The sequence below is a fragment of the Parabacteroides sp. AF14-59 genome (assembly GCF_003479515.1).
In the GTDB taxonomy this organism is placed as follows: Bacteria; Bacteroidota; Bacteroidia; order Bacteroidales; family Tannerellaceae; genus Parabacteroides; species Parabacteroides faecis.
Genome location: NZ_QUHH01000003.1, coordinates 413,402 through 424,587 on the forward strand (window position 1 = coordinate 413,402; position 11,186 = coordinate 424,587).

General features: G+C 47.1%; 10 protein-coding genes and 1 pseudogene. 6 read left to right on the plus strand and 5 right to left on the minus strand.

Going from position 1 to position 11,186, the window contains the following annotated elements:
* Nucleotides 1–9: 9 nt before the first annotated feature.
* The 3 genes from DWW23_RS05895 to DWW23_RS05905 are packed head-to-tail and all read right to left on the minus strand — an operon-like array spanning nt 10 to nt 2,123.
* The gene (locus DWW23_RS05895; RefSeq protein WP_122352337.1) at nt 10–648 is read right to left on the minus strand and encodes an MBL fold metallo-hydrolase; all 639 of its coding nucleotides are present in this window, start codon (nt 646–648) and stop codon (nt 10–12) included.
* Nucleotides 645–1,265 (minus strand): 16S rRNA (guanine(527)-N(7))-methyltransferase RsmG, encoded by a 621-nt coding sequence (gene rsmG / locus DWW23_RS05900; protein WP_122352338.1) that lies wholly within the window; start codon nt 1,263–1,265, stop codon nt 645–647. Before rsmG ends, DWW23_RS05895 begins: the two co-directional genes overlap by 4 nt.
* Before the next feature lie 9 nt (nt 1,266–1,274).
* Nucleotides 1,275–2,123, minus strand: coding sequence for a DUF3298 and DUF4163 domain-containing protein (locus tag DWW23_RS05905; RefSeq protein ID WP_122352339.1), 849 nt, complete (start codon nt 2,121–2,123; stop codon nt 1,275–1,277).
* Between the two features lie 913 nt (nt 2,124–3,036).
* Between DWW23_RS05905 and DWW23_RS05910 the strand changes: the two genes are divergently transcribed.
* Genes DWW23_RS05910 through DWW23_RS05925 form a run of 4 tightly spaced genes read left to right on the plus strand, consistent with a single transcriptional unit; the run spans nt 3,037 to nt 6,774 of the window.
* On the plus strand, nt 3,037–4,263 hold the full coding sequence (locus tag DWW23_RS05910) for a glycine betaine/L-proline ABC transporter ATP-binding protein (protein ID WP_122352340.1): 1,227 nt from the start codon (nt 3,037–3,039) through the stop codon (nt 4,261–4,263).
* Nucleotides 4,260–5,075: a proline/glycine betaine ABC transporter permease gene (locus tag DWW23_RS05915; protein WP_122352341.1), complete on the plus strand. Its 816-nt coding sequence runs from the start codon at nt 4,260–4,262 to the stop codon at nt 5,073–5,075. Before DWW23_RS05910 ends, DWW23_RS05915 begins: the two co-directional genes overlap by 4 nt.
* Before the next feature lie 36 nt (nt 5,076–5,111).
* Nucleotides 5,112–6,050: a glycine betaine ABC transporter substrate-binding protein gene (locus tag DWW23_RS05920; protein ID WP_122352342.1), complete on the plus strand. Its 939-nt coding sequence runs from the start codon at nt 5,112–5,114 to the stop codon at nt 6,048–6,050.
* Nucleotides 5,998–6,774 carry a GDSL-type esterase/lipase family protein gene (locus tag DWW23_RS05925; RefSeq protein WP_233564268.1) on the plus strand — a complete coding sequence of 259 codons (777 nt, stop codon included), beginning with the start codon at nt 5,998–6,000 and terminating at the stop codon, nt 6,772–6,774. Before DWW23_RS05920 ends, DWW23_RS05925 begins: the two co-directional genes overlap by 53 nt.
* Before the next feature lie 158 nt (nt 6,775–6,932).
* On the opposite strand, the gene DWW23_RS05930 is transcribed toward DWW23_RS05925, so the two are convergent.
* Nucleotides 6,933–7,415, minus strand: coding sequence for a ferritin (locus tag DWW23_RS05930; protein ID WP_122352343.1), 483 nt, complete (start codon nt 7,413–7,415; stop codon nt 6,933–6,935).
* 105 nt (nt 7,416–7,520) lie between these two features.
* Here DWW23_RS05930 and DWW23_RS05935 point away from each other — a divergent pair, with 105 nt between their 5' ends.
* Nucleotides 7,521–9,026, plus strand: a complete 1,506-nt coding sequence (locus DWW23_RS05935) for a DUF4153 domain-containing protein (protein WP_122352344.1) — start codon at nt 7,521–7,523, stop codon at nt 9,024–9,026.
* A 526-nt stretch (nt 9,027–9,552) separates the two neighbouring features.
* Entirely contained in the window at nt 9,553–10,773 is a 1,221-nt protein-coding gene (locus tag DWW23_RS05945) for a sugar MFS transporter (protein WP_122352346.1), read from the plus strand.
* 218 nt (nt 10,774–10,991) lie between these two features.
* Here DWW23_RS05945 and DWW23_RS05950 read toward each other — a convergent pair.
* Nucleotides 10,992–11,186, minus strand: a pseudogene (locus DWW23_RS05950) (hypothetical protein); the annotation flags it as partial.

Genomic DNA, 11,186 nt, shown 5'->3' on the forward strand with positions numbered 1-11,186 from the left:
TAATGTGTTTTATAAATAAGGATTGTTTAATTTTTCATCGATAACTCTCGTTTCCGGGCCATGTCCGGGGTAAATGACCGTTTCGTCCGGCAGTGACAACAACTTGTCGTTGATGGCTGCGATCAATACTTCCTGATTGCCGCCCCACAAGTCCGTACGCCCGATACTTCCGGCAAACAAGGCATCTCCCACGATGGCAAAACCGTTCTTCTTATTATAGAAGGCAACGCTTCCGGGAGAATGACCGGGAACAGTCAGTACCAGCAGCTCCGAATGGCCGAACTTGACCACTTCATTGCCGACCAACAGTTTCTGGACCGGAACATGTTGATAATGTCCCGGCAATCCGAAAGCCTGCGCCTGCTTGTCGGGAGGTGGAAGCTGTTCCACATCGAGCCTGTGTGCCTGCGGCGACAGCCCATATGTTTTGAATACGAACGGATTACCAAAGATATGGTCCAGATGCAAGTGAGTACATAACAGGTGCTTTACCGTCAGTTTGTTCTCTGCAATGAAATCACTTAATTCTTTTTCTTCCGACGGACGAAGGCATCCGCAATCGATAATAACCGCCTCTTTGGTATCATCATACAACACGAATGTGTTTTCCTGGAAGTAATTGAACTCAAACGCTTTTATTGTGATCATAATGGTACGTAAACTACTTTTTTAGTACTAAAAAATTCTTCTTTGAAATGGTCGCCTAACTCGACAACAATCGCTTGTTTCCGAAAAGCCTGTATTTCGTGTTCCAACTCACCACCTTTCAGACATATTAAACCATTCGGCAGTGCGTTCTGTTGTTCCTTCCGTATGTTTTTACGGGAAATTTTAACCAGATCGCCCAGCGGCATAACAGCCCGGCTGACAACAAAATCGAACAGTTGCTTTTCTTCTTCGGCGCGGCAATGGCGGAAAGTGATATTTTTCAAACCGATCGCTTCGGCAACGGCTTGCCCGACCTTGATCTTTTTTCCGATACTGTCTACCAGATGGAATTGTACTTCAGGAAAGAAGATAGCCAGCGGAATACCCGGAAATCCGCCTCCCGTACCGATATCCATTACGGTAGAACCGTTTTTGAATTTCATCATTTTGGTTAGCCCCAGCGAATGGAGCACATGATGCGGATAAAGATTCTCGATATCTTTGCGCGATATGACGTTAATCTTTGCATTCCAGTCTGTATATAAGTCGTACAGAGCTTCGTATTGTGCAAGTTGCGTTTCGTTTAGCTCCGGAAAATAAGTTTTTATCAGTTCCATAAATTGTATTTAAAATGCCAGATGTGCGATCGGACTCTCTTTCTTGAGCAGGTACTGTATCTCTTCATAAGGGAGATGTACACTCGTTGCGCCGACCACATAGGCTGCTATCTCATATTCATTAAATGTATAGGTAATCCCATTCTCGTCGATCAGGAAGTTGTTGTTCGGGAAAATCTCGTCGATGCTGAAGAAACCGATGTTTTCCAGATCCTTGGCATTCTCCACGCTGTTCTGTTTGGCGATCCGGTCTACAAGGATCTGCGCCAGGTCGTCCTGGAAATCTTCGATGAATATATCAGACTCCGTAACCGGAGCACCGGTTTTCATGTTGATGACATGGTTGGCGGTCGCATGCGAGCCATGCGCTCCTCCGGTATAGTTTTCTACGTAAATTGAGTAACTGAGGATATCGTTCTGGTTATAGGCGATATCGTTGGTAGACATTTCGTAATAAGAGAACCAGGCTCCGACCGGCGTTTCGTCGGCTTTTGCCACTTCTTCTTTGTATTCGCCCTCCAGGTCCTTATAATTATTCAGATAATCCTCCGTGTACTTGGCTACCGCTTCTTCAGGAGATAGCTTTTCGTAACTGTCCCCGAAGTATGCAGACACAAATTGCTGCTGTATCTTTTTCAGGATCTCTTTGTCGTCGTATTTGGCCGGATAGGTAAAGTTTATCTGAAGGTTACAATTCGGATTCTCCGGGTTTTCCAGAAGATGATAGGTCTTGTCCACACTGATCGAATCAAATGTAATATCATTATCCGCCGTTTTTTTTGTCCCGGTGTTACAACCGCTGACAATTATACTTATGAGAAAAAGAGCTACAAGCTTTTGGCATAATTGCGTCTTCATTGTGATACAGATTTAATTGAATACTTTAAAATGCAAATGTACATGTTTATCTCCGAATTACCGAATAGATAAACGAAATTAGTTCGCGCTAAATCAGTTTTCAGCATCCTGAAAAACAGAAACGAGGGAGGCATAAAAAATTTCAACGTACCGCCAGACAAATCCCTTTGGGGATAACTAAATGAGGAGTAGGCATGAAGCCTGGTGCAGGATGGAAGATATGTATATATTTTTTAGCGAAAAATTGATTATTTGAATCTTCTGTGTATCTTTGTTCCGCACATGAAATGCAAGGTGTTGCAACATGGGCGATTTGTTAGTTAGACATAAGCGTTTTTAAATATTATTTGACATTGAAATCTCGACAATTTCATCCCAACAAATAATAGTACTGTAAATGCAAATGTTCTTTTCTATTTATACACACCGAGAGAATTGTAGAAATTGATTCGTGTATATGGATAAGAGCGTGGTACTGTTATATATATTGTTGGGGGGCCTGTCGAGAGCCTCAATGTCTATATATCAACAGTTTCCACGCTTCTTTTGTTTAGCAGGCAACCGATAGGTTTCCTGAATATGATTGGTTATCACCTTTCGTCAGGTACGAATTTATTCACGTAATTTCATTCAAAAATAAGATAATTCTTTATTTCCTGAAACTAAGCCTATCGGATGCTTCCATCAGCATTAACTTCCTGATATAAATGAACAAATTCAAGGCTTACTTGTTATATAAACGAAAGAGTAAAATTTTCGTCTACCATTAAGGTATAAAAATTAGCAGATAAATTTACGATTAAAAAGTCATTCCGGATTCACTGCGTGCGTCCGGAAGAGGAACTTTGCTTATCCGGCCAGTATGAACCGGAGCACGACCCCTTGTATCATAAACCTAAATAATAAACGAGATATGGCAAAAATAGAAATAAAAAACTTATCCATCCTTTTCGGTCCCGAGAAGAGCCGGGCGAAAAAGATGATCCTGAAAGGAAAAAGCAAACAGGAAATACTAAAAGAAACAGGCTGTACCGTTGCCGTGCGTAACGCGAACCTGGAAATAGAAGAAGGCGAGATGTTCGTCATTATGGGCCTCTCCGGTAGCGGTAAATCGACTTTATTACGCTGTATCAACCGGCTGAACGAGCCGACGATGGGAGAGATCCGGGTGAACGGGATAGATATAACCCGTTCGTCGGACAAGGAACTGTTGCAGATCCGGCGAAAAGAGCTGGCGATGGTTTTCCAGCACTTCGGGCTGCTACCTCACCGCACCGTCCTGAATAACGTATCCTTCGGCCTCGAACTGCAAGGCGTCCCTAAACAGGAACGCGAAAAGAAAGCCCTGGAGAGCATCCTTCAGGTCGGCCTGAAAGGGTACGAAAACCAGCGGGTCGATGAATTATCAGGCGGAATGCAACAGCGCGTCGGACTGGCACGTGCCCTGGCAAACAATCCTGAGGTCCTTTTGATGGATGAAGCCTTCTCTGCACTCGACCCGCTGATCCGCGAACAGATGCAGGACGAGTTGCTGCTCCTGCAGGAGAAGATGAAAAGGACGATCGTCTTTATCACCCACGACCTGGACGAGGCGATCAAGCTGGGCGACCGTATCGCCATTATGAAAGACGGCGTCATCGTGCAGGTGGGAACGCCGGAAGAGATACTGACCGACCCCGCCAACGATTACGTCACCCGTTTTACGGAAAGCGTGGACCGCGGCCGAATCGTAACAGCCTCGTCGATCATGCTCAGGCAACCCATCGTTGTCAGAGTCAAAAGAGACGGTCCGGAAACCATTCTCCGGAAGATGCGTGAAAGACGCCTCTACGCACTGCCCGTCATCGGCAATGACGACCAATTCATCGGAGAGATACACTATAAAGATGTACTGAACCTGCGGAAAGAAGGCGGGAAGGATATCGGTCCCATTATCAAAAAGGAAGTCCCGTCCGTCCTCGAAAACACCATTGTGGAAGATATGCTCCCTCTGCTGTCCAAAGTACGGCAGGCATTGCCGGTAGTCGATGAGAACAACCGCTTGTTGGGCGTTATCCCCCCATCCGCCATCATCATTGAAATGACAGGAAAGGATGAAAAAGAAATAGAAGAAATAATTCAAAACGCAATAGATTTATGATCAATATCGGAAAATATATAGAAATCGCCATCAACTGGATGACGGAACACTGGGCGCATTTTTTTGATGTCGTCAATAATATAATCGGAGGCTTTATCGATGCTTTCCAGAACGGCCTGCTATGGATACCCTTTTATATAATGATCGCGGCCCTGACCGTATTGGCCTGGTATAAAGCCGGAAAAGGAACAGCCGCCCTGACACTGCTGGGTTTGTTCCTTATCTATGGAATGGGCTTCTGGGAACAGACTATGCAGACCGTCGCATTGGTCCTGTCCTCTACCGTGATTGCCCTGATCCTCGGCGTACCGCTGGGAATATGGACGGCGCGTAACCGGGTTGCTGCCAAGATAATCCGCCCCGTCATGGACCTGATGCAGACCATGCCCGCCTTCGTTTACCTGATCCCCGCAGTCTTGTTCTTCGGACTGGGGCCCGTCCCGGGCGCATTCGCGACCGTTATTTTCGCCATGCCGCCCGTCGTTCGTCTGACGGACCTCGGTATCCGGCAGGTACCGGAAGATATAGTCGAGGCGACCCGTTCTTTTGGCGCCACCTCCGGACAGCTGCTATTCAAAGTACAGCTTCCTCTGGCATTGCCGACGATCATGACCGGCGTGAACCAGACAATCATGATGGCGCTCTCGATGGTAGTCATCGCCGCGATGATCTCGGCAGGCGGTCTGGGCGAGATAGTCCTCAAAGGAATCACCCAGATGAAGATCGGCCTCGGTTTTGAAGGCGGTATTGCCGTCGTGATCCTCGCAATCATCCTCGACCGTATCACCCAGGGATTTGTCCGCAAGAAATAAGCGGAACTCAGTTATTCACTCCATAAAAGAATTTACATGAAAAGATTATTTATACTTATCAACCTGATCCTGCTGCTGGCTGTCCTGATGTTTCTGGTCAGCTGCAACCGTGCCAAAGACCCGAAAGAAATTTCGATCGGCTACGTGAACTGGTCGGAAGGCATCGCCATGAGTTATCTGGCCAAGGCGATGCTGGAGGAGCAGGGCTACAAAGTAACATTGAAGAATGCCGACATCGCCCCGATCTTCACCTCGGTAGCTTCCGGGAAAGTCGACCTCTTTCTGGATGCCTGGCTTCCGGATACTCACGTCGACTACATGAAGAAATACGGCGACCGCCTGGAAACGATCGGCATCCCTTTTGAGAACGCCCGTTTAGGTCTGGCCGTCCCATCCTACGTGACGATCAATACAATCGAAGAACTGAATGCCAATAAGGAACGCTTCAAAGGCGAAATTATCGGTATCGATATCGGTGCCAGCCTGATGAACCTGACGGAAGACGCCGTAAACGATTACGGCCTGCAACTCAAATTAATGCCTTCCAGCGGCCCGACCATGACCGCCTTCCTCCAGAAGTCCGTGGAGCATAACGACTGGATCGTCGTCACAGGCTGGACCCCCCACTGGATGTTCGCCCGTTATGACCTCAAGTTCCTCGACGACGACAAAGGTGTTTATGGCGATACCGAGCATATTGCAGCCGTTGCCACCAAAGGCTTCTCCGAGACGCACCCATTCGTGGCAGCCTTCTTCAGAAACTTCAGATTCACCAACGAGCAGTTGAGCGAACTGATGAACATCATGGAAGACTATCCCTTACGCGAACTGGAAGGCGCAAAAGTTTGGTTGAAAAAGCACCCCGAAATAATGGATTTATTTTTACCTTCGCAGGCAAATAATCTAACTCAACTGAACGGATATGAAACAGATCGCGAAAATAGCCTGCCTGCTGCTGGGACTGGCAATCAGTAGTCCTTTTATGAAGGCGGAAAATAAAAAGAGTATGAACATCGTATTTATAGGAAACAGCATTACTGCCGGTGCATTGATCGCAGACCCTGCGCACGATGCCCCTCCGGTGAAAGCTGCCTTGTACCTGACCAAACAACCCTCCGTCACCTCGGTCAAATACTCCAACCAGGGAGTAAGCGGCTGCACGACCACGGATTATCTTCCGGCTACGGAAACCCTGTTCCCGAAAGCGAGAGCCGCCGCCGACAAGTTTGCCGATGAAACCTGGGCGACCCTGATCTTCTCCATTATGTTGGGGACGAACGACAGCGCCATCACTGGTCCGAACGGTGCACCCGCTTCGCCGGAGAAATACGAGGAAAACATGAAAGCCATCATCAACCAGTTGCTCGCCTTGTACCCGAATTGCAAGATTGTCCTGAACCGTCCGGTATGGTACAGTCCGAACACATACAACGGGGCGATGTATTTGAAGGAGGGGCTGAACCGTTTGCAGAGTTACTACCCGGTACTGCAATCGCTCGTGGAAGAATATGCCAAACGTTTCCCCGGACAAGTGTTCATGGGCGACACAGAGGCATTCGATTATTTCAAGGAGAACTACTTGACCGACCTTTTCCCTGAAGACGGGAATGCCGGAACCTTCTATCTCCATCCCAACGAGAAAGGTGCAGCGGTGTTGGGCGAGTTCTGGGGAAAAGCCATCCTGAAGGCTGTCGAATAAACCGGATACTTATTGATAACAAAATAAAAACCCTCCCGGCTGAAATCATCTTTCACGTCCGGAAGGGTTTCTTATTTTTCCCGAACGCAGCTTAATGGCAGAAAAGCCGCATCCGGTCATTCAATGTAAAAGTCTGTTGTAAGTAATAGGACATTCTTTTATCTTTTGGCGAGATGGTGGTCCATGATGGCCACATGATGTTCGCCGTATAATTTCAGTTTTTCGACAATATTCTTGGTAGTCGCTTCTTCTTCCACCTGTTCGCGGACGAATCCCCAAAGGAAATCCTGCGTAGCCTTGTCGTTTTCGGCATGGGCGATGTCGACCAATTTGTCGATCAATCCCGACACATGTACTTCATGCTGGTAGACATGCTCGAACACCTCCAGCGGCGTACCGAAAGCCGTCGGCACCACATTGATCTGCTCCAACTTCACCTGTCCGCCACGCTGAACGGAATAGTCGATCATTTTATATGCATGTTCCAGTTCTTCCTGCGATTGCTTCTTCATCCAGTGCGCACAGCCGTCGAGGCCGATCTGTGTAAAGTGGATATACATTGATAAATAGAGATTGGAAGACCACATCTCTGCCAATATCTGCTCGTTGAGAGCATCGGATAATTTTCTACTTAGTGTCATAGCTGTATTTTATGTTATGTTTATTAATAAAACAAACAGCTATCTGATTTGTTCCAAAAATAAGAAGTTCTTATCTTCGTTTCACGCTAATAAATAGAAGCTCATATGAAAAAGAAAATAAAAGCCCTCGTGAACCGCCTGCGTTCGGCTGTCAGGCAACATCCGGTAGAGGTCGTGATGTCCGTCGTTTTCAGTCTGGCGGGATGCATCCACTACGAGAGCGGGTATGAATATAGTTTCCTCGTAGGTCCGCTGGTCTATTTTCCGGTGCTGTTCCTGGCGACTTATACGCTGAACGGGTTGATGCGGCAGGCAGACACGAAGGGAGCCGTCGGGTTACGGGTACTGTATTATCTTTCCGCATTCTTTTTCATACCGTTCCTCTGGATGGACGACAAAGCTATCTGGACACCTACCTATCTCGTTTCGCTGGTCGTGGTGCAGCTCGTCTACCTGATAAGCGGATGGAAACGCGACAATGACGATTTTGTCCGTGTTGCCCTGCGCTATCTCAAAGCAGTGTTGTCGGCGGGGCTGCTTGCCGGGATCGCCTATCTGCTGGCGATATCCGTCAATGCATCCGTACGGTATATCTTTGAGATATGGGAAGACAGCTACAGATGGTTCTATACGGAGGCTGCCTATTTGATATTTATATGCGGGATGTCTTTGCTGTTCCTGATGTTCAACCAGGAGAAAGAGGAGAGGGACGAAGGAAGCAACCGGCTGTTTGAAGTCTTGCTGAACTACGTGCTTTCGCCGGTGCTGCTGATCTATGCGGTGATATTGTACCTTTATTTTATAAAAGTGGCCGTACTATGGTCGCTGCCGAAAGGGGCGGTGGCTTATATCGTGGTCAGCTTTATATCCGCCACGTTCGTGTTGAAAGGGTGCCAGGTGTTCCTTTCCAAAAGGTATTACGACTGGTTTTATAAACAGGCGAGCTGGGTAGTATTGCCTGCGCTGGCGATGTATTGGATCGGGACTTATTACCGCATCAACCAGTACGGGTTCACGGAACCGCGTGTTTATCTGGTAGCCGTGGGAGGAATATTGACGGGACTGGTCGTGCTGTTCCTGACGAAGCGGTGGGGAAGGTTTTTGTATGCGGCCTGCCTGGCGGTCGTCCTGCTGTCGGCGGTTACTTATATTCCGGGTATCACGGCGAAAGATATCGAAAGGATCTCGCAGGAAGGAAGGGAGAATGAGCCGGGGAACGAAAAAGGATACGACCGGAATTCGTATATGCAGATAGATAACAAATATCCGCTCGATCTGTCCGGCTACCGGACGTTGGTGCCTGTGACGGGATATAAGAATGACGATTGTATGTATGCGGTTAATAGCAATGACACGTTGCGGCTGTTCGGTAAAAACGACGAAGTTTTATATACCAAAGATATTCCATCCTTCTGGGAGGGGCAATTGAAGAATGCAGGAGTGAATCCGTCGGATACGATCCCCGAATCCGCCTATCCCGACCTGCTCGTGCTGGATATGGATTCGGCAAAGCTGGTCTTCCAGAGTATCCATCTGTATCGTCCTTCTGCCGATTCGGCCTATACCGTTTCTTATATGATACCGGCGTTCTATCTGGAGAAGAAAAAATAAATATAATTCGTGCAAATATATGTGGCAAATGTTTGATAATAATAAAAATGAGTCTGCAAGGCGATCTGCCAATGTATCAATTTAAAAAGATTTAAGCCTATTCGAACATAAGCAATCAATCATAAATAAGACATGCTTAGTTGCAGGTTTATTTGCCGTCTGCTTCAGCTGACGGATTACAAGTTGTTTCTTTTTTTGGCTTTAGCCACATTTCTCTTAGCATAGAGAGTGCGTTTAAAATGGGACTAAAGTCCAAAGAAGTAGATCATTTACCAAACCGTCAGCTGAAGCAGACGGCAAATGAACCTGTAATGGCGAAGTCTCTTTGATAAGGGGATAGCTCAAACTGACAATCTTTGAAACATTCAAATCTGATAATTTCCGCACCGGTTTATTTTAATTCGATAGCACTGCAACCGGATATTACAATCATCCTTCTTCCCAATCCCTTCATTTGTTAAATGAAAAACTTACCTTTGCAACCATTAAAATAAAAAGGTGAAAAAAACAATATCAAAATAATCCAATGGAAAAGAAAACTAAACAAAGCCTGTTCGCCGCCCCGAACGGCAAGTCATATCTTGTCCCTTTCATCCTTATCACGAGCCTCTTCCTTTTATGGGGATTCGCTCACGGACTGCTGGACGTCCTCAACAAACATTTCCAGGGTGCTTTCACCATGACGAAAGCCGAAAGCGGCCTGGTGCAATTCTCCACCTATATCGCTTATTTCCTCATGGCACTGCCTGCGGGCATGTTTATGAAGCGCTACGGCTACAAAAAAGGAATCATCCTCGGCCTGCTACTTTTTGCAGCAGGCGCATTTGCTTTTATACCTGCCGCTTTCCTGCATTCGGCAACCCCTTTTCTGGTGGCATTGTTCGTCATCGCTTGCGGGTTATGCATTCTCGAGACGGCGGCAAACCCTTATTCGACCATCCTCGGCCCTGCGGAGTCGGGTGCACAGCGGTTGAACCTTTCGCAGTCGTTCAACGGGTTGGGATGGATATTAGGCCCGCTGGTAGGTGGCGCCCTGATATTCGGCGGTGCACAGGATGACCCGTTCACGTTGACCAAGCCTTATATCCTGGTCGGCGGAGTCGTGTTGCTGGTGGCTGTCCTGTTCTTTTTCACCCGTCTGCCGGAGGTGAAGGTAGAGGATCAGGAAGAAACAACCGCGTCTGCCGCCCTTCCTGCCACTTCCATGTGGCGGCACGGTCAGTTTGTGCGGGCAGTGCTGGCGCAGTTCTGTTATTGCGCGGCGCAGACGGGAATTTTCAGCTTCTTCATAAATTACGTGACCGAGGCTGATCCGCAAATGACAAACATCGAGGCTTCGCGGATACTGGCGTTCGGTGGGATGGCTTTGTTTATGATCGGCCGTCTTTCCGGCAGTTTCACAATGAAATGGATGTCACCCGGAAAACTGTTGACATGGTTTGCACTGGCGGATGCGGTTTGTATGGCGTTGGTGATCGTTTCGGCCGGAGCGGTATCGTTGTATGCGTTGTATATTTCTTTCTTTTTCATGTCGATCATGTTCCCGACAATCTTTGCGCTGGGACTGGAAGGGATGGGGGGATATACCAAAAAAGCCTCTTCCTATATTGTGATGGGCGTTGCCGGAGGTGCTTTCAGCCCGATGCTGATGGGATATATCGGCGAGAACAATATGGCAATAGGGTTTGTCGTGCCGCTGGTAGCATTCCTATACATATTATATTTTGCAATTAAATGCAGGAAATAAAAATAAACAGACGGTTTCGTTCGTAGGGGCAGGTTCTAAACCTGCCCTTTTTTGTTTTATATATTGCTGCAAGGGTAGAGCTGAACCTGTTCCTACCGGTTGCAATGACTCAACTCCAGAGAGGATCTGCCAATTATAGAAGGAATATAAGACAAAATCAGCCAGGTTGTAAGAACATAACAACCTGGCTGATAAATTATTTATAGTCAATAGCGAAACTACAAATCGTCAATCTCTTTTACCGACAAACCGGTACAGCGGGCAATCGTTTCGATATCTACTCCCTGATTTTTTAAATTCGCAGCAATAAGACGCTGTTCTTCCGCTTTACCTTCCTTCACGCCTTTTTTCAACCCTTTCTCTTCAGCTTCTTCCACTGCATACTCCAACGTATTGCGCCAATCGCGATAAAT